This is a genomic window from Arthrobacter sp. NPDC058097 (genome assembly GCF_042884885.1).
Taxonomy (GTDB): Bacteria; Actinomycetota; Actinomycetes; order Actinomycetales; family Micrococcaceae; genus Arthrobacter.
Window position 1 is genome coordinate 1 of the sequence record NZ_JBHVSZ010000021.1, and the last position, 22,153, is coordinate 22,153.

Genomic DNA, 22,153 nt, shown 5'->3' on the forward strand with positions numbered 1-22,153 from the left:
AACGCCCGGTCCCATTCCGAACCCGGAAGCTAAGACCCACAGCGCCGATGGTACTGCACCCGGGAGGGTGTGGGAGAGTAGGTCACCGCCGGACACTATTTACGGCTCAGGCCCCGACGATGAACGTCGGGGCCTGACCCTTTTAACCCTGATTCTTTTCATGGCCTCCGTTTGCTTTAATACAGCCGCGCCAAAACCCCGGGCCATTCAACTCTTCCTCACCTCCTGCAGCTTTTCCACCGACGCTCGATCACTTCCTGCAGGTATTTCCCCAACCCTCCCGCAGCTCCTGCACGTTTTCCACGACCCTTCCTCACATCCCATCGGGGGTGACATGCCGTCCACACTGCTTATCCCAGTATGGGCTCTTCCACCTGGCTGTCGTCGCGCTCGTCGCTTACAAGTCGACGGCCTGGCCACGGCCGCCCGAAGGTGAGGAAGCGTTGGTCAGGAAGCGACGAAAGGTGAGGACGCGTTGGTCTGGAAGCGACGGAAGGTGAGGACGCGTTGGTCTGGAAGCGACGAGGGGTGAGGACGCGTCGGTCAAGTAGTGGCAGGATCTGATATCGCGTCGGGTTGGTGGGGCCGGTAGAGTTGGTAGCCATGGAAAACCTCTTCAGCCACGCAGCCGGCGGCGACGTGCCTCAGCCCATCGAGAGCCTGGACCCCGTCATCTGCTCCGCGGTGGTCCCCGGTCCGGTGTCCCGGGCGTTCATGGGTTTCACCGACCACACGCACCTCTGGTGGCCGATGGAGTCCAACAGCGTCTACGGTCCCGGCTCCTACGTGGAGTTCGAGGAAAACCTCATCCTGGAGAGCTCCGACGACGGCCGCAGCACCACCTGGGGAACCATTGATGACTGGCAGCCCCCGCTGTCCTTCCATGCGTCGTGGTACCCCGGCAGCACCGCTCTGTGGTCCACCGAGCTGCGTGTCGTGTTCCGTGGCGTGGACGAAGGCACGGAGATACGGGTCGTCCATGACGGCTGGGAGGGAGCCGAGGATCCTGCCGGCACCCGCGCCGCCTGGGAGAAAGACTGGCCGGAAGTTCTGAGCCGGTATGTGCGGTTCATGGGCGGCGCTGCAGAGTAACGCGGCTCTGGGACGGACCCGGTGCCGGGACAAGTCTGCTCCTAGGGTGGAGGTACCGCGGTGCTCCGCCGGATGACAAACCGCGTTGGGTATTCGGCCTGCACAGCGGCCCGGTCCGTGCCGGCGTCGAACCCCTCGAGCAGCAGGCGCACCGCCAGCGCTCCCTGGCCGCGCGGATCCTGATCGATCGTGGTCAGGCCGAACAGTTCACCCAGCTCGTGCCCGTCCAGGCCGACCACCGACACGTCCTCCGGTACCCGCAGCCCGAAGTCCCGGGCTGCCAGTATCGTTCCGATGGCCATCTCGTCCGAGGCTGCAAAGACTGCTGTCGGCCGTTCGGAAGCCCCACCGAGAAGCTCCCGGGCCACGGCATAGGCACCCTCGACGGTGAAGTCGGCCTGCGCCACCGATGACGGCCGCACGGGAAGCCCCGCAGCCGCCATGGCCTGCTCATAACCGGCACGCCGGGTGCTCGGGATCTTGAAGTCCGGGTCATTCAGCGAGTCGCCCGTGATGTGCGCAATACGGGCATGGCCCAGCCCAATGAGGTGATTGACGGCGGACTCTGCCAGGCCGTGGTCGTCTATTTGGATGGTGGAAGCCCCGGGCAGCGGTCCGCCGATGCCCACGAGCGGACGGTCGATGGCCAGCATCTGGCTGATCTCTTCCTCGGTCAGCGGCAGCGCAACCGCAATGACCGCGTCCACGCGTTTCCGCAGCAGGAAGTCCTGGAGGATGCTCCGCCGCCGGACGGCCCCCTGCGTGATGTTGTAGAGGGTCAGGTCATAGCCGGCGTCGAGGAGGGCAGCCGAAATGCCTTCCAGCACCGAGGAGAAATACCAGCGGCGGACAGTGGGGACCAGGACACCGATGTTGCGGGTCCGGCCGGAGGCAAGGCTGGACGCTTGATAGGAGGGCACGAAGCCAAGCTCGACGGCGGCTGCCCTGGCACGCTCGCGGCTTGCCGTCGACACATGGCCCCGGCCGCTCAAGGCGCGCGAAACAGTGGCTATGGAAAGCCCGGCCCGTTCCGCAACGTCCTTGATCCCGGCCATGGCTTAACTCCCCGCGTCCTCCGGCGAGATCCGCAGCCAGACGGTTTCCCCGGAGCCAAGGGAAGGGCGCTGGTCTTCCTCGCCGCCGTCCGAGGGAGACGAACTGCGGAGCACAACCTCACCGGCGGGCAATTCCAGCGGATCCGAGCCGATGTTCATGACCACCAGAATGTCGCCGTTGAGGAATGCCAGCGATGACGCGGTGCACCATTCCTCCGCCCAGGCGAGGGAGCCCCGTCCGAGGTCCAGTTCGCGGCGCTCAGTGAGCATGCGGCGGTACAGGCTCAAGTGCGACGACGGGTCCCCGGCCTGGGCGTCCCGGGCCAGTTTCGCGAAACTCGCCGGCTGGGGGAGCCACGGCACGCAGCCCTCGCCGAAGCCGCTGTGGCGTTCGGACGCTTTCCATGGCAGGGGAACACGGCAGCCGTCGCGGCCCAGCCGGGCGCCGCCGGTGCGCGCGAACGTCGGGTCCTGCCGCTGGTGGTCCGGGATATCGATGCCGTCAGGCAGCCCTAGTTCCTCGCCCTGGTACAGGTAGGCACCGCCGGGGAGTCCCAGCATGAACAGGGATGCCGCCGCGGCCCGGGTCCTGCCCAGCTCCTCGTCAGGCTGCGGGTCATAGGGGCCGATGCCGTCTCCGTCCCGAGGCCCGGACCAGTCGTACCCAAAGCGGGTGGCATGCCGGACGACGTCGTGGTTGGACAGCACCCAGGTGCTGGGCGCGCCTACTGCGTCCAAAGACGTCAGGGACTCGGTGACGATGTGGCGGAGGCGGAGGAGGTCCAGCCCAGCATGGAGGTAGGGGAAGTTGAAGGCCTGGTGCATTTCGTCGGGCCTGACCCAGTGGGCAAGCCGCGGCAGGGGGTCCACGTTGGCCTCGGCACAAAGAATGCGGTCGGGACCATACTCCTCAAGAATCTGGCGCCACCTGCGGTAGATGTCGTGCAGGGCCGGCTGGCCGAACATCGGAGCCTCGTGTCCGGGGAAACCGTCGGAGCTGCTGCCGTCGGCGCGTCCGCCCCATGCGGGCAGGCCTTGGGCCTTGACCAGGGCGTGGGCCACGTCCACGCGGAACCCGGAGACGCCGCGGTCCAGCCAGAACCGCAGGATGCGCTCGAACTCGTCATGAACGGCCTGGTTGTCCCAGTTGAAGTCCGGCTGCGCGGAATCAAAGAGGTGCAGGTACCACTGTCCCGGAGTGCCGTCAGGCTCGGTGATGCGGGTCCAGGCTGAGCCGCCGAAGTGCGACCCCCAGTTGTTGGGTGGTTCGTTGCCCTCGGCGCCCTGGCCGTCGCGGAAGATGAACATGTCCCGTTCGGGGCTGCCCGGGCCGGCAGCCAGCGCCGCCTGGAAATCGCGGTGCTGGTCGGAGCAGTGGTTCGGGACCAGGTCCACGATGACGCGCAGACCCAGACGGTTCGCCTCCGCCACCATGCCGTCGAAGTCGCCAAGCGTGCCGAAGATCGGGTCGACGTCGCAATAGTCGCTGACGTCGTATCCGGCGTCGCGCTGCGGGGAGCGGTAGAAGGGCGAGAGCCAGACTGCGTCCACGCTGAGCTCGGCAAGCTGCGGCATCTCGGCCGTGATTCCCGCGAGGTCACCGATTCCGTCTCCGTTCATGTCACGGAAGGATCGCGGGTACACCTGATAAATGACGGCGGACCGCCACCAGCCGTGCGCGTTGTCGGGGGCGTGGACGGGCGTCAGTGCGCCAGCCAGCGGCGACGCCGAGTGCAGAAACGAGTCAACAGACATTGGGCAATCCTAAAGGCCCGATACCCACAAATGAAAGCGCTTACATCAGCAAGTTGGTTGACAGTTCGGGTCAATCCTGAGGGACCCACCGTCACTTCCATCACAAAGTTGGAAACGCTTCCAGATCGGCCTGCAGGCCAATCTCCGACGAGGAAACCATCAGGGCAAAGTGTGGCCCGGGCGACATCTAGACTGAAGCAAAGCGATTGAACGGGAGACCCATGGGCAGCATCGCCGACGAACTGACATCAATCCTTGGGCCGGGAAAAGTCCTACGGGACCAGGCTGCACTCGCCGTGTACGCCGTCGACCAGGCGCCTGTGGTGGAGTACCGGCTGCCTGCCGCCGTGGTCCTGGCGGAGTCTGTCGACGACGTCCAGGCCACCGTCAAGGCCTGCGCCGCCCGCAACGTGCCGCTGGTGCCCCGCGGCGCCGGGACCGGAGTCTCCGGAGGCGCCCACGCCAGCGAGGGCTGCGTCGTCCTTGGCCTGGAACGGATGAACCGCATTCTGGAGCTTAACGCGGACGACGAGACCGCCGTCGTCGAACCCGGCGTTATCAACGCCGACCTGAACGACGCCGCCGCGGCGCACGGGCTCATGTTCGCTCCGGACCCGGCAAGCTTCCGGATGTCCACCATCGGCGGCAACGTGGCCACCAACGCCGGTGGCCTGCGGTGTGCCAAGTATGGCGTGACGCGGGATTCCGTGCTGGCCTTGGACGTGGTCCTCGCGGACGGGTCGCTGCTGCACACCGGACACCAGACCTTCAAGGGCGTGGCCGGCTACGACCTGACCGGGCTGTTCGTGGGTTCGGAGGGCACGCTCGGCATCGTCGTCGGCGCGACCGTCCGGCTGAAGTATCTTCCCCGCGAGGTGCACACCATCGCCGCGTTCTACCCGGACTTCCGGCAGGCGGCGGCCGGTGTGCTTGCCGTCGGAAAGGCCCGCGTGCAGCCGGCCATCATGGAACTGCTCGACGGCGGGTCGCTGGCCCAGCTGGATGAGCTGCACGGCTCGGACCTTGCAGCGCGGGGAGCCTCGCTGCTCCTGGTCCAGACGGACGGCTTCGGCGCGGCGGCGGAGGCCGACGTGGTGCGGGAGGTCCTTACGGCCGGCGGTGCCGTCGTCACTACCGAGGCCAGTGCGGAGGCGGAACAGCTGGTGGAACTTCGCCGCAACAGCAGGGGCGTCGAGGTGGACGACCAGTACCGCGTGGGTGAGGACGTTGCCGTGCCCCGCTCCCGGCTGGTGGCCTACGTGGCGGCGCTGGAGGCGCTGGCCGAGGTCCACGCCGTGAAGCTGAAGGTCGTGGCCCACGCCGGCGACGGGAACCTGCACCCGACATTTTGGATTGATCGTGTCAACGATGAGGTGGACGCCAGCGCGATGCGCCGCCTGAACACTGCGCTCGACGCGTCCATCGAGGCGGCGCTGGAAATGGGCGGAACCATTACGGGCGAACACGGGGTGGGGCAGTACAAACTGCGCTGGCTGGGCCTGGAACAGCCCGAACCGCTACGGGAGCTGCAGCGCCGGATCAAGGACCTCTTCGATCCCGCCGGCATCCTGAATCCCGGCAAGGCGATCTAAGACAAGGCGAGCCAGGCAGGGCCGTCCTTGGCAGGGCCAAAGCCCCGCCAAGGAGGCTCAGTCGTCGGCGTCGGGGTACTCGTCCTCGGTTTCATCGGCCCCGTAGCGCGATTCCTCGGTTTCCACGGCGAGGATCTTCAGCAGCTCGGTGTCCGGGTTCAGCATGATGGCGGCCTCGTCCCGGCGGTGGCGCAGGATGGAGTCGATGTAGGACTGGACTGCCTCGGCCAGCGGGATGTGGCGTTCCTGTTTTTCGGACATGTACCAGCGGTGCTCCAGGACCTCGTGCACGGCCTCGGCGGGTTCGAGCTTTCCGGAGAGGTCGCGGGGGATGGACCGGACGATCGGCTCGAAGATCTGGCTGACCCACAGGTGCGCGCTGTATTCCTCGTCCATCTCCGGGTTGTTGTCGGCCCGGAAGGTGTCCATGTCGTTGAGCAGGCGGCGGGCCTGGTTCTCCTGGGCGTCGAGTCCGGTCAGGCGCAGCAGGCGGCGCATGTGATGGCCGGCGTCGACCACCTTCGGCTGCAGCTGGATGGTGGAGCCGTTCTGGGTGGTCTTGATCGCGTACTCTTCGACGTCGAAGCCGAGCTCGTTGAGCCGCCGGATGCGGGCGCCGACGCGCCAGCGTTCACCCAGTTCGAAGGATTCCTTGGCGGTCAGCTCCGTCCACAGGCGGCGGTAGCTCTCCATGATGAGTTCGCTGGTGGCCACGGGGTCCACCTTCTCCTCGATCAGTCCGCCGTCGAGGAGGTCCATGAGCTCGCCGGCGATGTTGACGCGGGCGATCTCCAGGTCGTACTCGCGCTGGCCGGTGGAGAGGTCCGGGTACAGTTCCCCCGTCTCGGCGTCCACCAGGTAGGCGGCGAAGGCTCCGGCGTCGCGGCGGAACAGGGTGTTGGAGAGCGAGACGTCGCCCCAGTAGAAGCCGATGAGGTGCAGCCGGACCATCAGCAGCGCCTGGGCGTCGATGAGCCGGGTGAGGGTGTCCTTGCGCAGCATCTGCGAGAAAAGTGCGCGGTACGGCATGGAGAACTTCAGGTGCCGGGTCACCAGGACCGGGTTCAGGGGGCGGCCGTCGGGGGTGGTGCGGCCGGTGATGACGGCGACGGGCTCCACGCAGGGCACATCCAGCCGCGCGAGCTTGCGGAGCATGTGGTACTCATGCCGGGCCACGTGCTCGGATGTTTCCTTGATCGCGATGACGGAGCCGCCGAGGTGGGCGAAGCGCACGATGTGCCGGGAGATGCCGCGGGGGAGCGCGGCCAGGTTTTCCGCCGGCCAGTCCTCGAGCGCTATGTGCCAGGGCAGGTCGAGGAGTTCGGGATCCGCGGCAGCGGCCGTGATGTTGAGGTTGCTGGCGACCGAGGCTGCCTTGTCGTCATTGGCGCTGGCCGCTTCGAACCGCGGCAGCTTGCCGATCTGCCCGTAGTCGGTGGGTTCGTCGTGCCACTGCGCGTTGTGTTCCTCGGTCATGGGTCAATTCTTCCGTATTTTGCAGGGGGTGCCTAAAAGGGGACAGCGGTTAAAGCCCGACGGCGGCCCTTCCGGTTTAGGGGAGGGCCGCCGTCGGGTTTTGGCTGGGAGAGTCGCTCCGGTGGTTTCGACAAGCTCAACCACCGGACTGGACTGCTAGTCGCCCAGGCGCTCGCCGGTCTTGGTGTCGAACAGGTGCACGTGGCCGGACTGCGGGCGGACCCAGATGGACTCGCCCTTCATCGGGGGACGCCGGCCGTCGACGCGTGCCACGATGTCGTGGGTCTTGCCGTCCAGCGTGGTGTGGCCGTAGACGTAAGCGTCGGCACCGAGTTCCTCAACAACGTCCACCTCAACCTGGAGGCCTTCGCCCTGGGCTGCGGTCTCGAGGTCTTCGGGACGGCTGCCCAGGGTGACGGTGCGGCCGTGGGCCTCATCGAGGATCTCGTGCGGCACGGGGTAAACGGTGCCGCCGAACTGGACGCCGCCGTCGACCACGGGAAGCTCCAGCAGGTTCATGGCGGGGGATCCGATGAAGCCGGCCACGAAGACGTTCTTGGGGCGGTCGTACAGGTTGCGCGGGGTGTCCACCTGCATCAGCAGGCCGTCCTTGAGAACCGCAACGCGGTCGCCCATGGTCATGGCCTCGACCTGGTCGTGCGTCACGTAAACGGTGGTGACGCCCAGGCGGCGGGTGAGGGAAGCGATCTGCGTACGGGTCTGGACGCGGAGCTTGGCGTCGAGGTTGGAGAGCGGCTCGTCCATGAGGAAGACCTGCGGGTTACGCACGATGGCGCGGCCCATGGCAACACGCTGGCGCTGACCGCCGGAGAGTGCCTTCGGCTTGCGGTCGAGGTACTGCTCAAGGTCCAGGAGCTTTGCGGCTTCGCGGACGCGCTCTGCACGCTCTTCCTTGCTCACCCCGGCGATCTTGAGGGCGAAGCCCATGTTGTCCGCCACGGTCATGTGCGGGTACAGCGCGTAGTTCTGGAAAACCATCGCGATGTCGCGGTCCTTCGGCGGAACGTCGGTGACATCGCGGTCGCCAATGAGGATCCGGCCGGCGTTGACGTCCTCGAGGCCTGCGAGCATGCGCAGGGAGGTGGACTTACCGCAACCGGAGGGTCCAACGAGGACCAGGAATTCGCCGTCGGCGATTTCGATGTTGAGCTTGTCAACAGCGGGCTTTTCAGTGCCCGGGTACAGACGCGTAGCGTTGTCAAAAGTAACTGTTGCCACAGTTATCAATCCCTTCACCGGCAGGTACGTGCCGGACGATCCGTAGTGAATGGTTCATGTAATTCAGTTTTGCCCTACATGATGACTCCCCGGCCATGGCCGAGGAGCATCGAGTGACGCCGCACGGTTCTGTGCGCCACATCACAAAGAAGAGTATGTCAGACTTATCGCGAATCGGACAAAATGTTACGGATGTCACATATGAGATGCCCCACGAGTGCTTCAGTGGGGCGCCGCGTCAGGACCCGGACGCCACGGCCTTGCGGCGTTCGCGCAGCAGTGCCTCGAGGAGTTCGGCGATGTGCACCGGTGCCTCCACCCGGAACTGTGCCTGGGTGAAGTCGAGTCCCACCTTCACGCCGACGTCGTCCGGCCCGAGGCGGCCCAGTGCGTCCTCGTCGGTGGTGTCGTCGCCGGCAAAGAGTACGCCGGTGGCTCCGGTGGCCTGGCGCAGGAAGTCCACGCCCTCGCCCTTGGACGCGTGCACCACGGATGTCTCAAGGACCCGCTTGCCGTTCTTGAGATAAACACCCGGGCGGTCCTGCAGCGCGGCGCGGGCGGCCGCGACGGCATCCTCGGCAACGTCGTCCGCTGCCATCCGTGTGTGGAGCACGACGCCGGCGGGCTTCTCCTCCAGGACGGTGCCGGGGGCCAGTTCCGCGATCTCCGTCAGGATGCCCCGGACTTCCTCGAGGAGCGACAGCTGCTCCGGGTCGAGCGTCAGCGGCGCCGAACCCGGACCCAGCCACGCCTCGGCGCCGTGGCTTCCGATCAGGAGGGTCTCCTCCGGCGGGGAGGCGACTGCCCGCAGACTGTCCAGTGCCCGCCCCGAGATGAGTGCCGTCGTCGTACGCGGCAGTGCGGTCAGTTCGGCGAAAGCGGCAGCCGAGCGGGGGAGCGGGCGCGCGTCCCCGGCGTGGTCAACGATGGGGGAGATGGTGCCGTCGAAGTCCATGGCCACCAGCAGGTGGTCCGTGCCTGCGATGCGGCGCACCGCCTCGAGCAGTTCGGGGGCCAGGGCCAGTCGGGTGCTGCCGGTGTGCTCTGCCTCAGGAGTCATCGCGGATTACCTTCTCATTGAGGGCGTTCAGGAAGTCGGCCGACCAGTGGTCGACGTCGTGGTCCAGGATCTGCTTGCGCATGGAGCGCATGCGGCGGGCCGCTTCCTTGGGGGCCATCCTGACCGCGCGCATCACTGCGTCCTTGAGGCCGTCGATGTCGTGCGGATTCATCAGCAGCGCCTGCTTGAGCTGGTCCGCGGCGCCGGCGAATTCGCTGAGCACCAGGGCGCCGTCGTTGTTGGTGCGGGCCGTGACGTACTCCTTGGCAACGAGGTTCATGCCGTCGCGGAGCGCGGTGACCAGCATGACGTCCGCCGCGAGGTAGAGCGCCACCATTTCCTCCACCGGATAGCTGTGGTGCAGGTAGCGGACCGCCGTGTTCTCGATGGTGTCGTAGGTGCCGTTGATGTGGCCCACGGTGCCCTCGACCTCTTCACGCAGGAGCCGGTACTGCTCCACACGCTCGCGGCTGGGGCTGGCAACCTGGATCAGCGTCGCGTCGCCCACCTTTAGCTTGCCTTCGTTCAGGAGCTCCTCGTAGGCCTTGAGGCGATGGCCGATGCCCTTGGTGTAGTCCAGTCGGTCCACGCCGAGCAGGATGGTCTTGGGGTTGCCGAGGTCCTGCCGGATCTGCCGTGCGCGTTCGATGATCTCAGGCTTCTGCGCCAGCTCGGTGATGTGCTGGACGTCGATGGAGATGGGGAAGGCCTGGGCACGGGCGATGTGGGTGTGCTCGCCGTCAGCGTCCTTGACGTGGACCTGCTGCTGCTTGACGCTGGCGCCGAGGAACCGCCGGGCCGAACGCATGAAGTTGCCTGCGTCGCTGCTGCGCTGGAAGCCCACCAGGTCCGCTCCCAGCAGCCCGTCGATGATGGCCTGGCGCCAGGGGAGCTGGGCGAAGATCTCCGGCGGCGGGAAGGGGATGTGGTTGAAGAACCCGATCCTCAGGTCCGGCCGCGCCTGACGCAGCATCCGTGGCACGAGCTGGAGCTGGTAGTCCTGCACCCACACCGTTGCGCCTTCATCGGCAGTGCGTACGACGGCGTCGGCGAACCTTCTGTTCACCGTGCGGTACGCGTCCCACCAGGTTCGGTGAAACTCCGGCGGGGCAATGACGTCGTGGTACAGGGGCCAGACGGTCGCGTTGGAGAAGCCTTCGTAATACAGCTCAACATCATCGCCGCTGAGCTGAACCGGGACGAGGTCCATGCCGCCGTGGCTAAACGGCTCCACTGTCTCGTCGGCGGCGCCGTGCCAGCCCACCCAGGCGCCGTCCGTCCTGGTCATCATGGGGGCAAGGGCGGTGACCAGGCCGCCGGGCGAGCGCCGCCAGCCGGAGCCGTCGTCACCGGGCTCGCCGGGTGCGCAGCGGTCAACCGGCAGGCGGTTGGAGACCACCATGAAGTCGTACTTGGTGGCGTCCTTGCTGGCTTCCTTGGTGGCGTCGTTCGCGGCGTCCTTTGTGACGTCCGTGCTGCCGCCGGGCACAGCCGAGCTTTCCGTTTTTGTGTCGGATTTGTCGCTTACAGCTCCGTGCATGGGGGCTCCCTAAGGTTGCTTATGGCTCTAATCAACCTTAACCGGCTGGAATCTTCCGGGCCATTCGTCCGTTGGTCAGGCTGGAATGAATGCTTGAAAGCGCAAGCTCCGGCGTTCTCCCCTAAACTGGGGGAGTTGCCCCGAGGTGGTCCGCACCTGTCCGCACGACACGAGGAACTGATGAGCCCCGCAAACGAACCCCGCCAGTCCAAAGCAGAACGCACTGCCCAGGCCCGCGAGAAGGCCCGCGAAATCCGCGAGGCGCAGCTTAAGAAGGACAAGCGGAACAAACTGCTCATTGGCTGGGGCATCGTCGTCGCGGTCGTGGCCATCCTCGCCGTCGTCGCACTGGTGGTGACCACCAGCCTGAAGAGCAACGCCCCGGTGGCAGACCAGGGCCCGACCCCGGCCAACGGCAATGTCCACGGCGGCGTCACGCTGCTGAAGGGCACCGAAGTGGCAAAGTCCGCCCCTGCCAGCGTCAATGTCGCGGACATTCCGTCGCCGGCAGCCTCGGCGCCAGCCACGGTCACCGCGCCGGGCGCGGAAGCCGAAAAGGGCAAGCCGGTGAAGGTTGTCCTTTACATCGACTTCATCTGCCCCGTCTGCAAGAACTTCGAGGCGACGTACAACGAGACCCTGACGAAGCTCCGTAACGAAGGCAAGATCACTGTGGAGTACCGGGCCCTCGGCTTCCTGGACAACCGCTCCACCACCAACTACTCCTCCCGCGCAGCCAACGCCGCCGCCTGCGTGGTGAACGAATCGCCGGAGAAGTACTCAGCGTTCGTGGACGCCCTGTTCGCCAACCAGCCGGCCGAAGGCAGTGCTGGCCTCTCCGACGACGAGCTGAAGAAGCTGGCCACGGACGTCGGCGCCAAGAGCATCGACTCCTGCGTCGAGAACAAGACCTACCGTCCGTGGGTCAAGTACACCACCCAGGAAGCCGCAGCCATCGGCGTGACGGGTACGCCGACGGTCCTCGTCGACGGCAAGCAGTGGGGCAAGGGCGACAGCGCCCAGACTGAGTTCCCGGCCTTCCTGGACGCCGCCATCAAGGCCAAGGCGTAAGCGTTCATTTCTGGCAGTGGCCCGGCTCCCCGGATTTCTCCCGGGCCTCCGGGCCACTGTTTTGCTTAACCGGTTGTCCGTTTGTTGCCGGCAGCCCGTTTTTACGGGCGGGCGGTCCTTGGGCTAACCTTATCTAGCGCCATAGCGGCGCCCGCCCTGATGGGCACGCCTCCTTAGCTCAGTTGGCCAGAGCACCGCTCTTGTAAAGCGGGGGTCGTCGGTTCGAATCCGACAGGGGGCTCTTTGTATGCTTGGCCTCGGTTTAGTCCGATGCGGCCAAATCTCAGCACTAGCCGGCCGCCTCCGGTTCCAGCGCATCGAGGATCAGCTCCAGCCCGTAGTGCGCCGTCGTCCTTGCGGGCAAATCGCTTACGGAGGCGGCCGCCGGACACGCACACTAACGACGGCGGAGCCGGCCCATAGGTGATGGCGTCGCCCGATACGGGGCAACAGTAAGGTCATCAAAAGTTGGCGTCGGACGCAATGTCCGGCGCCAACCGCCGTCGAGCGTTGCGCCGGGAGGAGTTTTTGTCCACGTATCACGACTTCCGGGCGCATTAGAGGCCATTATCTGCACAAAAACTCGGGAGGGAACCAAGGGAAGTACGACGTCGGCCGGTCACCTTGGGAGGTGACCGGACCGGCGTCGTTCTGGTGAGGTCAGCCGACGTGCCCTGATGGGGCCTCCCGTCCGTCCTTCGTAGCACTTTTGCGCGCCCGCATAAACCGTTGACAAGGCCGGAAGGGGGCTGTTTAGCTTGCCGCCAGAAGACACCGACGTCGAAGGAGTGATACGTGACCTCCGCTTTGCAGGCCGGACGCGACATCCGCCCCCTTACCGAGTCCGACGCCGAAGTCTATGTGGCCTCCGTGTGCTTTAAGACCGGACCGCCGGGTGCTGCCGGAGTGGAGGTCGAACGGCTGGTCCACGACGCCGCTGATCCACAGGCCCCGGTTACGGTTGCGCGTGTGCGTGAGGCCATGGCGGCCTCGGCGGGTGCGCTGCCCGGCGGGGGAGCGATCACCTTCGAACCCGGCGGCCAGCTGGAGGTGAGCTCCGCCTGCGCCTCCGGTCTTCCCGATCTCGTCGTCGCGACCCGGAAAGACCTCGCAGCAGTTGAGACCCGGCTTTCGGACGCCGGCCTGTTCTGCGGTCCGCTCGCCTTGGATGCCGGACGTCCGGCTGTGCGGTCATTGGAGCACCCGCGCTACGCCTCCATGGAGCGGCACTTCGACGGCTTCGGTCCCGCCGGACGAACCATGATGTGCTCCACCGCCTCACTTCAGATTTCCTTGGAAGCCGGATTCGACAGTCCTGCAACCACCGGCGCGGTGCAACGCTGGGCACGATTGCACAATCTCCTGCCGGTACTCATCGCCATGTTTGCCAACTCGCCCTTCCTTCACGGCGTCCCCAACGGATGGCACAGCAACCGTCAGCGCACGTGGCTGGGCATTGACCCGACCCGGACCGCAACCATCCCCCGTTCGGAGGATCCCCGGCGGGCGTGGGCGCACTACGCGCTCGACGCGCTGGTGCTCTGCATCCCGTCACAGGGGCGCTGCTGGGATCCGCCGCAGGGGCTGACGATGCGGGACTGGTTGCACGGGCACGGGCCCAGACCTGCAACGCTGGGCGATCTGCAGTACCACCTCACCACTCTTTTCCCGCCTGTCCGTCCACGCGGATTTCTGGAAGTCCGGGTGATCGATGCACAAGCGGGCCATGACTGGGAGCCCGTCACGGCCATAGTCACCGCGCTTATGGACGACGAACACGCTGCCGACCTCGCCGCAGATGCCTGCGCACCCCTTACGTCGCTGCCTGACGCGATGAGGACTGCCGCCCGTGAAGCGTTGAGCAATTCCGCTCTCGCCCTGGCCGCCCGGTTTTGCGCTGAGGCTGCGCTCGATGCGATGCCCCGCCTGGGGGCGGATGCCACCACCCGGCGCCGGACCGAGGATTTTATCGAGCGCAATACCGCGCGTGGCCGGTGCCCGGCCCAGGAGCGGCTAGACCTGTGGCACAGAACCGGCAGCTGGTTTGCCGAACCGGAGCCGAGGGAGGCTTACACCGATGCCAAATGACCTTTCCGGGGCCCCTGCCGAACCCGAGGCCCTCAGGACGTTCATCGCCGAAGGGCTGGAACGTGCCCGTAGCCGCACCCATGCACTGACCGACTGCGACGACGAAGATCTTCTCAGGCAGCACTCGCCGCTGATGTCACCGCTGGTGTGGGACCTGGCGCACGTGGGCAGCCAGGAGGAAATCTGGCTGGTACGCGATGTGGGCAAGATGGAGCCGCTGCGCTGCGATATCGACCAGATGTACGACGCGTTCCAGCACTCCCGCAGCAGCCGGCCCTCACTGCCGCTGCTCTCACCGGCGGAGTCCCGCAGGTACATCGCCCAGGTCCGTGACAAGGCGCTCGACATCCTGGAGCGGACGCCCTTGGAAGGCGCGCCTCTTGTGCACCGGGGCTTCGCGTTTGGAATGATCATCCAGCACGAACAGCAGCACGACGAAACAATGCTTGCCACGCACCAGCTCCGGGCCGGCGCGCCGGTGCTCCACGCCCAGCCCCTGGCGGCCGGTACCCGGCCCCCGGACCTGCATGCTTTGGCCAAGGAAGTGCTGGTCCCCTCCGGGGAGTTCACCATGGGGACATCGGTGGAACCATGGGCGCTGGATAATGAACGCCCGGCACACACCGTGAAGGTGCCCGGCTACTGGATTGATACCGTTCCGGTGACCAACGGCGCATACCGGCACTTTATTGACGACGGCGGCTACCGGAACCCCCGCTGGTGGAGCCCGGAAGGTTGGACGCATTGCATTGAAGCCGGCTTAGCGGCTCCCAAGTACTGGGAACGCGACGGCGACGGGTGGTGCCGGACCCGATTCGGCGTCGTGGAACGCGTTCCCGACGATGAGCCGGTGCAGCACGTGAGCTGGTACGAAGCGGACGCGTACGCGCGCTGGGCCGGGCGCAGGCTCCCGACCGAAGCAGAATGGGAAAAAGCAGCCCGCTTCGATCCCCTGTCGGGGCGGTCCCGGCGCTACCCCTGGGGCGACGATGATCCTGCACCCCATCACGCCAACCTTGGCGGGGCAGCGCTCCGGCCGGCCCCGGCCGGTTCCTTTCCCGCGGGAGCCTCGCCCCTGGGGGTACGGCAGCTCATTGGCGACGTCTGGGAATGGGTTTCCAGCGACTTCCGCTCCTATCCGGGATTCACCGCCTTCCCGTATCCGGAATACAGCGAAGTGTTCTTCGGTCCGGACTACAAGGTGCTCCGGGGCGGGTCTTGGGCAGTGGATCCTGCCGCCTGCAGGGGCACCTTCCGGAACTGGGACTACCCGATCCGCCGGCAGATCTTTACCGGATTCCGCACGGCGCGCGACGCGTCACCGGCGGAGGATTGCTAGCCATGTGCCGCCATCTCGCCTACCTCGGGACGCCGGTGCCGCTGGCCGAGCTGCTGCTCGTCCCCGACCACGGTCTTTTGGCGCAGTCGTGGGCGCCGCGCCGCCAGCGGTACGGGACAGTCAACGCCGACGGTTTCGGCGTCGGATGGTACGCCCCTGGCGATCCCGTGCCCGCCCGCTACCGCCGTTCCGTCCCGATCTGGGCGGACAGGTCCTTTGCCGACGTCGCCCGGGTCACCTCCAGCCCGGCGGTACTGGCAGCGGTGCGGTCGGCAACACCGGGGATGCCACCGGACGAGTCAGCGGCAGCGCCGTACGCGCACGGACGCTGGCTCTTCAGCCACAACGGCCGGGTGGAGGACTGGCCGCATGCGCTGGAGGAACTGGCTGCTTCACTCCCGCCCGCACGCCTGCTGGCCCTTGAAGCACAGGTCGATTCGGCGTTGCTCTGGGCCCTTGTCCAGGAGCGGCTTGCCGCGGGCGCCGATGCCGGCGAGGCGCTGACGCAGGTGGTCAATGCTGTCGCCTCAGTCGCCGGCGGCAGATTCAACTTTCTGCTCACCGACGGCGGCGCCATCGCGGCTACGGCCGCCGGCGACAGCCTCTTCTGGCGGGCCGGCCCCGGAGGCGTGGTCGTCGCCAGCGAGCCTTCCGATGAGGGCCCAGGGTGGCAGGAGGTCCCCGACAATTCCCTCCTGACCGCCACCCCCGGCCACGTCGAAGTTCGTCCCATTCCGACTCTTACGAAGGAACACGCAGCAACATGAGCCTCTCCGCCGACCGCAGCGACATCGTCCACCACCTGCCCCCGGACCACCTGGAACGAACCCTGCGCGCCGATGTGTGTGCCGGTCTCGGCTCGTCACCCAAAACGCTGCCGCCCAAGTGGTTCTATGACAAACTCGGCAGCGCATTGTTCGAGCGCATCACGGACCTTCCGGAGTACTATCCGACCCGGGCCGAACGTGAAGTGCTGGAGCTCTTCGCGGCCGAGATGGCGGCCGCGAGCCCGGCGGAAACGCTGATCGAACTCGGCTCAGGATCGTCCAGGAAAACCCCGCTGCTGCTGGATGCGCTGCGGAAGGCGGGACCTCTTCGCCGCTACGTCGCGGTGGACGTTAGCGACAGTGCACTGCTGGATGCGCGCAACGAGCTGGCGCCCGCCTTCCCCGACCTTCGGCTGGAGGCAGTGGCAGCGGACTTCGAGACCCAGCTGCACGTGCTCCCGCACAATGGGCGGCGCATGGTGGCGTTCCTGGGCGGCACCATCGGCAATTTTGAGCCGGCGGCCAGGGCGCGCTTTCTCGTGGGGATCCGCGAGCTGCTCGGCGAAGAGGGCGGTTCGCTGCTGCTTGGCACGGACCTGGTGAAGTCACCGCACATCCTTGTTCCGGCATACGCCGACGCCGAGGGGGTCACCGCCGAATTCAACCGGAACGTGCTCCGCGTCCTCAATGCCCAGCTGGGTGCCGATTTCGAGGTAATGGCGTTTGATCATGTCGCCGTCTGGATGCCCGAGGAAGAGTGGATCGAAATGCGGCTGCGGGCGACGAAACCGATGCTCGTGCGCCTGCCGAGTGTGGGCCTGGACATCAGGTTCGACGAAGGCGAGGAACTCCGCACCGAGATTTCGGCGAAGTTCCGGCTCGAGGGAGTGGCCCGCGAGCTCGAATCGGCCGGTTTCTCCATCGCAGGGCAATGGACCGACAGCCAGAACCGCTACGCCATGACGCTCGCGGAAGCCGTCTAGGCTGCCCCGCTGCGTGCACACCATCAGGAGAAGCGGCCACGGTCACCGGGGGAGGAGGCCCACCAGCCGCAGGATCTCATCCTCGGTGTTGTAGTAGTGCACTGAGGCGCGCACCACCGTTTCCGCCACGTGCGGGCTCCCGGTGAGGATGGCTTGGACCTCGCCTGAGGGCCGTGGAGCCACAGAGACGTTAATCCGGTGCTCTGCCAACCGGGCCCTGATGTTCGCCGCCTCGTTGCCCTTCACGGAGAACGTCACGATGCCGCACCGGGCGATGCCGTGGTCGTGGACGGTAACCGCCGGAACCGCCGCCAGCTCCGTCCGCAGTCGCTCCGCCAATGCGCCCACGCGCTCCTGCACAGCGTCCAGGCCCAGGTCCAGGGCATAATCGACGGCGCGGCCCAGACCCAGCCTTCCGGCGATACTGGCCTCCCAGCTCTCAAAGCGCCGGGCATCGCCGCGAATTTCGAAACCCTCCTCGCCGGAGGAAAAGGCAGACAGCCCATCCAGGGCGAGCGGGTCAAACCGCCCCAGAACCGAGGCGCGCACATACAGGAACGCGGTGCCGCGCGGCCCCCGGAGGAACTTCCGCCCTGTTCCAGCGAGCACATCACAGCCCAGGGACTCCACGTCCAAAGGCATCTGGCCCACCGACTGGCACGCGTCGAGCACAAACAATACCGCCGCAGCACGGCAGCGCCGGCCCACCTCCGCTGCCGGATTGACCAGGCCGTCGGCCATGGGCACATGTGTCAAAGCGACCATGGCCACGTTTCCGCGCTCAAGCTCCCGCTGAAGGTGTTCCACATCGACCTGCCCGTAGGGATCGTCGTCGAGAACCACAATCTGCAGGCTGTTCCGGCGCGCAAGTTGCCGCAGCGCGACGACGTTGCCGGCATACTCCGAGCGGCCTATCAGCAGCCGTGATCCTGGGACAAAGGGAAAGCTGTGCATGGCCACAGCCCACGCCCGGCTGCCGCTCTCGCCGAGGGCGATCTCGTCCGGCCGAGCCCCGATCAGCCGCGCCACGGAGGAATACACACTCTGCAGCCGGTCGGCCGCCTCCTCCGCCGCTTCATATCCGCCGATTTCCTCCTCGCGGCGCAAATGCCGCACCACGGTCTCGGCCACGGGGCGGGGGACGAGCGAGCTTCCCGCATTGTTCAAATGGGCCACGTTCACGACTCCGCGGGTCTGCTCGCGCACACCGCGCACATCAATCGCCATGAGTCACATCCTGCCCCAAGCGGTGGAGTTTTTGTCCACGTATCGCGAGTTCCGGACGGTTTAGCGGCCATTATCTGAACAAAAACTCGTGCAGGCTGCCGGGACTTCGGCAGACACGCCCTAGTCCGCGTCGATCTCCTCCAGCAGGTCCTTGGCGGCTTTGCGGATGTCGTCATGGTCGTACTGTGCCGCCCTGCTCTCCAGCGAAATAATGGCGCAGCGGTGGACCTTCTTGAGGTCGCCGAAAGGAAAGCTCACGCTGCCCTTGGTGCCCTCCGATTTCTCGCCGTCAACGCCGAGGTGCCACTTCGCGAATTCGTCGAAACCGTGTTTGTCGATGAAGGAATTCTCGTCGTCCGCCGAGGGAGCATGTTCGCTCCAGTCGTCGCGGACGTCCTTATGCACCTTCCCCTGCTTAATGAGGCTGCGTGCGTGTTCCAGTGCCTTGCGGTTCAGTTTCGTAGCCATGTGCCCTCCGCTGCTGGGTGGTCAGATCCAGAATGGTCAGATGCAGGAACAGCTCAAGGCTAAGACCGCCGACGGCGCCCCGCCAGTCCGCGCTGCGGTGCAGCTCAGTTCCCCCGACACTTAACTGCCCGGAGACGCAGTCGAAACGTGCCCTCAACACTGGCCGCATAGCTTGGCGGCATGACCATCTCAGAGTTGCTCAGCAGGGTACGTGCGGCGCTCGCGGACGCCCTGTTGTTCCCGCCGGACCCTGACACTGCAGGACAGGCCAACGACGCCCTCCAGGAGGTCACCCGGTGGGCGTGGCTGCCTCCGCTCAGTGGTGTCGCCATCGCGGAAGACCGCGCCCTCAGGACGCACGAAAATGCCGCCGCCAACGCCGCGGAACAGGCGGAAAAGACCCATTAGTGTCGCCTTGGCCACACTATTCTTGACGTTGCCGCTTTATGACCTAAACTGCTTCACTGAGGTGCCTGAATGGCGCTGTGCAGCAACGAAAGTGAACAACGCTATGGCTACCGATTACGACGCCCCACGCAAGACAGAAGAAGAGTCTCCCTCCGAATCGCTGGAGGCACTCCAGGCGTCCCGCGGCGGCGGTGCCCAGACCGCCGTTATTGACGTCGACGAGAATGACACCGCCGAGGGAATCGACCTTCCGGGCGCCGATCTTTCCAACGAGGAACTGACGGTCATCGTCGTTCCCGAGCAGTCCGACGAGTTCACCTGCGGCTCCTGCTTCCTGGTCCGCCACCGGTCCCAGGTGGCCAAGGAAAAGAACGGCATGAAGTACTGCCACGACTGCGAAGGCTAAGAGACAGCCCTCAGCGCATGTCCCGCTTTGCAGCCAGGCAGCCTTCATAGCCAGGCAGCCGACAGAGCAAAGCCACGCGAGGCGCCGGCTCCCCGCTGGGGAGGCCGGCGCCTCGCTTTTTTGTGCCAGCGTTTGCGCAAGCTCCGGCGGCCGCAAAGGCCCCGTTATCTGCGGTAACGGAAGCGTGGAGAAAGGGCCACGAACGCCTCTCGATGCCCTTAAAAGGCCGCCCGGAATTACGGCCCCGTGACCCGTATTTTGCGAGATTAACGGTTGCGCCCCGAACCGGCCACAGCCCTCGTCTAGGGCTTTTGGCGCTCCTACTCTGGAGCTATCCAAACACTCACTCGAAAGGGGTGGCCAAATGAAAAGAATTCCCGCCTGGCTCACAGTCATCCTCCTGGCTGTTGGACTGGGCCTGCTGGCTCCGGGCTCCGCCTCGGCAGCCTCCTACTGCGGGCAGGTGTGGGGCTCGCTGGCGAAGGCTGACAAGACCATGAGCACCGCAGCCATCACCAATGTCCGCAGCGGGCAGCACTACTGCTTTGACCGCCTCGTGATCGACCTCAAGGGCAAAGCCAAGGGTTACAACGTCCGCTACGTTTCCGAGGTGGCACAGGAAGGCTCAGGCCTGCCGCTCAAGCTCCGCGGCGGTGCATTCCTGCAGGTCACCATCAACTCGCCGGCCTATGACAATGCCACGGGCAAGGCGACCTTCACTCCGGCCAACCGGTCCGAGGTAACCAACGTATCCGGCTACCACACGTTCCGGCAGGTGGCGTGGGCCGGCAGCTTCGAGGGCTACACCACGCTTGGCCTGGGCGTCCGTGCCCGGCTGCCGTACAAGGTGTACACGCTGGACGGTCCCAGCTCCGGCTCCCGGCTCGTCGTCGACGTCGCCCACTACTGGTGATCCATTGCTGGTGAGATGCCAGCAGTAGTAGTGAAGTATTAAAGTAGCGATGCCCCGCCTCCCGGACCGGGAAGCGGGGCATCGCTGCAGGTGGATGCCGCTATTCAGGAACCACCAGTGCGGGTGTGTCCTGGCGGATGGTGTCCCCCCGGAAGTAGCCGGGCCGCAGCCGCGCCATCACCAGCATGACGACGACTCCGAGGGCCAAAATCCCCACGCCGAGCACGAACACGAGCCCCACGCCGAAGATCTCCGAACCACTGCCGAATTCCGGCGCCCAGCTGTCCACGGCCGTCTGGATGAAGACGACGGTGAGGACCAGTCCGCCCAGCATGGGGAACAGCAGCCGCATGAAGAAGTTGCGGACGCTGGAGAACAGGCTGTGCCGGAAGTACCACGTGCAGGCGAAGGCGGTGAGGCCGTAGTAGAAGCAGATCATCAGGCCCAGCGCCAGGATGGTGTCGTTGAGGACGTTCTCGCTGACCACCTTCATGACCGCGTAGAAGCCGCCGGAGATCCCGCCCGCGACCAGCGTTGCGAAGCCGGGGGAGCCGAAGCGCTTGCTGACCGACGCGAATCGCGGCGGCAGGGCGCCGTAGTGGCCCATCGCGAGCAGGCTGCGTGCCGGAGAGGCCATCGTGGACTGCAGGGACGAGGCTGTGCCGGAGAGTACGGCGAGAGACATCAGGATGGCCAGCGGACCCATGACCGGCGAGGCCAGTGCGGCGAAGATATTCGACTGGTTGTCCGGGTTGTTCAGGCCGATGCCGTCGGCGCCCGTGCCGGCCACCATCATGGTGGCCACGATCACGGCGAGGTACAGGGCCAGGACGGCGACCGCCGTCGTGGTTCCCGCCTTGCCCGCGGTGCCCCTGCCGCCCTTGGTCTCCTCATTCACGGTCAGGCACACGTCCCATCCCCAGTAGACGAAGACGGCCAGTGACATGCCGGCGGTGAACTGCTCGAAGCTCTCGATCTTCGCGGGATTGAACCAGTCCCAACTGAACGCGAGGGATGTACCGGCGTCACCGGATGCCGCGTGCGTGAGCGCCATGATGATGAACAGGACCAGGACCAGGACCTGGAAACCGACCAGGCTGTATTGCACGAGCTTGGTGGCGTGCAGGCCGCGGTAGCTGACCCAGACGGCGAGGGCCACGAACGTGAGGCAGGTGGCAATATTGACTGCCGTGTTGGAGGTCAGGTCTGCGAGCCCGGGGTTGTTGAATACCTGGGCCAGGAAGAGATAGAAGAAGTCCACCGCGACGCCTGCCAGGTTGGACAAAACAATGATGTTCGCGGCGAGCAGGCCCCAGCCGCCCATCCAGCCGAGGAAGGGGCCGAACGCTTTTGTGGTCCACGTGAACGTAGTCCCGCTGTCCGGGGAGTCGGCATTGAGCTCGCGGTAGGCGAACGCCACCAGGATCATCGGGATGAAGGCGACGATAAAGATCGCTGGCAGCTGCACGCCCACGGTCCCGACGGCAGGCCCCAGTGAACTGGTGAGGCTGTAGGCCGGAGCCACCGAGGAAATACCCAGGACGACGACGGCCAGGAGGCCCAGCTGCCCGCTCTTGAGGCCCTTCCCGGTGATGCCGTGCGTTGCTTCGCCGGCCGGGGAAGTGCTCTTCCCGCCGGGTTGGATGCTCGTGGTTTGGCTCATGACAGGCCCTT

Annotated in this window: 19 protein-coding genes, 1 tRNA gene and 1 rRNA gene; 12 read left to right on the forward strand and 9 right to left on the reverse strand. The window is 66.0% G+C overall.

Features of this window, described 5'->3' with window-relative positions:
• Positions 1 to 94, forward strand: a 5S ribosomal RNA gene (gene rrf, locus ACFVTE_RS23585); the annotation flags it as partial.
• A gap of 509 nt (positions 95 to 603) precedes the next feature.
• Complete coding sequence (locus ACFVTE_RS23590) at positions 604 to 1,092, forward strand: hypothetical protein (protein ID WP_387104973.1); 489 nt, start codon at positions 604 to 606, stop codon at positions 1,090 to 1,092.
• A gap of 41 nt (positions 1,093 to 1,133) precedes the next feature.
• Here ACFVTE_RS23590 and ACFVTE_RS23595 read toward each other — a convergent pair whose 3' ends face one another.
• Together ACFVTE_RS23595 and ACFVTE_RS23600 are read right to left on the reverse strand one after the other, a co-directional pair.
• Complete coding sequence (locus ACFVTE_RS23595; protein WP_387104975.1) at positions 1,134 to 2,147, reverse strand: LacI family DNA-binding transcriptional regulator; 1,014 nt, start codon at positions 2,145 to 2,147, stop codon at positions 1,134 to 1,136.
• 3 nt (positions 2,148 to 2,150) lie between these two features.
• A complete protein-coding gene (locus ACFVTE_RS23600) occupies positions 2,151 to 3,902 on the reverse strand; it encodes a glycoside hydrolase family 13 protein (protein WP_387104978.1) in 1,752 nt (583 codons plus the stop codon).
• A gap of 221 nt (positions 3,903 to 4,123) precedes the next feature.
• On the opposite strand from ACFVTE_RS23600, the gene ACFVTE_RS23605 reads away from it, so the two are divergent.
• Complete coding sequence (locus ACFVTE_RS23605) at positions 4,124 to 5,494, forward strand: FAD-binding oxidoreductase (RefSeq protein ID WP_387104980.1); 1,371 nt, start codon at positions 4,124 to 4,126, stop codon at positions 5,492 to 5,494.
• Between the two features lie 57 nt (positions 5,495 to 5,551).
• On the opposite strand, the gene ACFVTE_RS23610 is transcribed toward ACFVTE_RS23605, so the two are convergent.
• The 4 genes from ACFVTE_RS23610 to ACFVTE_RS23625 form a co-directional block, all read right to left on the reverse strand.
• Positions 5,552 to 6,970 (reverse strand): DUF4032 domain-containing protein, encoded by a 1,419-nt coding sequence (locus tag ACFVTE_RS23610; protein ID WP_387104983.1) that lies wholly within the window; start codon positions 6,968 to 6,970, stop codon positions 5,552 to 5,554.
• A 156-nt stretch (positions 6,971 to 7,126) separates the two neighbouring features.
• Complete coding sequence (locus ACFVTE_RS23615; RefSeq protein ID WP_387104984.1) at positions 7,127 to 8,209, reverse strand: ABC transporter ATP-binding protein; 1,083 nt, start codon at positions 8,207 to 8,209, stop codon at positions 7,127 to 7,129.
• Positions 8,210 to 8,447: 238 nt separating this feature from the next.
• Positions 8,448 to 9,269 (reverse strand): trehalose-phosphatase, encoded by an 822-nt coding sequence (gene otsB / locus ACFVTE_RS23620; RefSeq protein WP_387104986.1) that lies wholly within the window; start codon positions 9,267 to 9,269, stop codon positions 8,448 to 8,450.
• Positions 9,259 to 10,809 carry a trehalose-6-phosphate synthase gene (locus ACFVTE_RS23625; protein WP_387104989.1) on the reverse strand — a complete coding sequence of 517 codons (1,551 nt, stop codon included), beginning with the start codon at positions 10,807 to 10,809 and terminating at the stop codon, positions 9,259 to 9,261. Before ACFVTE_RS23625 ends, otsB begins: the two co-directional genes overlap by 11 nt.
• 180 nt (positions 10,810 to 10,989) lie before the next feature.
• Between ACFVTE_RS23625 and ACFVTE_RS23630 the strand changes: the two genes are divergently transcribed.
• The 6 genes from ACFVTE_RS23630 to egtD all read left to right on the forward strand — a co-directional run bounded on the left by ACFVTE_RS23630 (position 10,990) and on the right by egtD (position 17,057).
• On the forward strand, positions 10,990 to 11,880 hold the full coding sequence (locus tag ACFVTE_RS23630; protein WP_387104991.1) for a DsbA family protein: 891 nt from the start codon (positions 10,990 to 10,992) through the stop codon (positions 11,878 to 11,880).
• 167 nt (positions 11,881 to 12,047) lie between these two features.
• Positions 12,048 to 12,121: transfer RNA gene (locus ACFVTE_RS23635), tRNA-Thr, on the forward strand.
• Between the two features lie 554 nt (positions 12,122 to 12,675).
• Positions 12,676 to 13,968 (forward strand): glutamate-cysteine ligase family protein, encoded by a 1,293-nt coding sequence (locus tag ACFVTE_RS23640; RefSeq protein WP_387104993.1) that lies wholly within the window; start codon positions 12,676 to 12,678, stop codon positions 13,966 to 13,968.
• Positions 13,958 to 15,307: an ergothioneine biosynthesis protein EgtB gene (gene egtB, locus ACFVTE_RS23645; RefSeq protein WP_387104995.1), complete on the forward strand. Its 1,350-nt coding sequence runs from the start codon at positions 13,958 to 13,960 to the stop codon at positions 15,305 to 15,307. The genes ACFVTE_RS23640 and egtB overlap by 11 nt, the downstream gene beginning before the upstream one ends.
• Before the next feature lie 2 nt (positions 15,308 to 15,309).
• Complete coding sequence (gene egtC, locus ACFVTE_RS23650; protein ID WP_387104997.1) at positions 15,310 to 16,074, forward strand: ergothioneine biosynthesis protein EgtC; 765 nt, start codon at positions 15,310 to 15,312, stop codon at positions 16,072 to 16,074.
• A complete protein-coding gene (gene egtD / locus ACFVTE_RS23655) occupies positions 16,071 to 17,057 on the forward strand; it encodes an L-histidine N(alpha)-methyltransferase (protein ID WP_387104999.1) in 987 nt (328 codons plus the stop codon). The genes egtC and egtD overlap by 4 nt, the downstream gene beginning before the upstream one ends.
• Positions 17,058 to 17,099: 42 nt before the next feature.
• On the opposite strand, the gene ACFVTE_RS23660 is transcribed toward egtD, so the two are convergent.
• Both ACFVTE_RS23660 and ACFVTE_RS23665 read right to left on the reverse strand, forming a co-directional pair.
• Entirely contained in the window at positions 17,100 to 18,284 is a 1,185-nt protein-coding gene (locus tag ACFVTE_RS23660) for an aminotransferase class V-fold PLP-dependent enzyme (RefSeq protein WP_387105000.1), read from the reverse strand.
• 120 nt (positions 18,285 to 18,404) lie between these two features.
• Positions 18,405 to 18,752, reverse strand: coding sequence for a hypothetical protein (locus tag ACFVTE_RS23665; protein WP_387105003.1), 348 nt, complete (start codon positions 18,750 to 18,752; stop codon positions 18,405 to 18,407).
• Between the two features lie 180 nt (positions 18,753 to 18,932).
• Between ACFVTE_RS23665 and ACFVTE_RS23670 the strand changes: the two genes are divergently transcribed.
• The 3 genes from ACFVTE_RS23670 (at position 18,933) to ACFVTE_RS23680 (ending at position 20,479) form a co-directional block, all read left to right on the forward strand.
• Positions 18,933 to 19,160 (forward strand): hypothetical protein, encoded by a 228-nt coding sequence (locus tag ACFVTE_RS23670; RefSeq protein WP_387105005.1) that lies wholly within the window; start codon positions 18,933 to 18,935, stop codon positions 19,158 to 19,160.
• 103 nt (positions 19,161 to 19,263) lie between these two features.
• Positions 19,264 to 19,566: a DUF4193 domain-containing protein gene (locus tag ACFVTE_RS23675; protein WP_076798765.1), complete on the forward strand. Its 303-nt coding sequence runs from the start codon at positions 19,264 to 19,266 to the stop codon at positions 19,564 to 19,566.
• 364 nt (positions 19,567 to 19,930) lie between these two features.
• Positions 19,931 to 20,479 (forward strand): hypothetical protein, encoded by a 549-nt coding sequence (locus ACFVTE_RS23680; protein WP_387105007.1) that lies wholly within the window; start codon positions 19,931 to 19,933, stop codon positions 20,477 to 20,479.
• 100 nt (positions 20,480 to 20,579) lie between these two features.
• On the opposite strand, the gene ACFVTE_RS23685 is transcribed toward ACFVTE_RS23680, so the two are convergent.
• Positions 20,580 to 22,142, reverse strand: a complete 1,563-nt coding sequence (locus ACFVTE_RS23685; RefSeq protein ID WP_387105010.1) for an APC family permease — start codon at positions 22,140 to 22,142, stop codon at positions 20,580 to 20,582.
• Between the last annotated feature and the right edge of the window lie 11 nt (positions 22,143 to 22,153).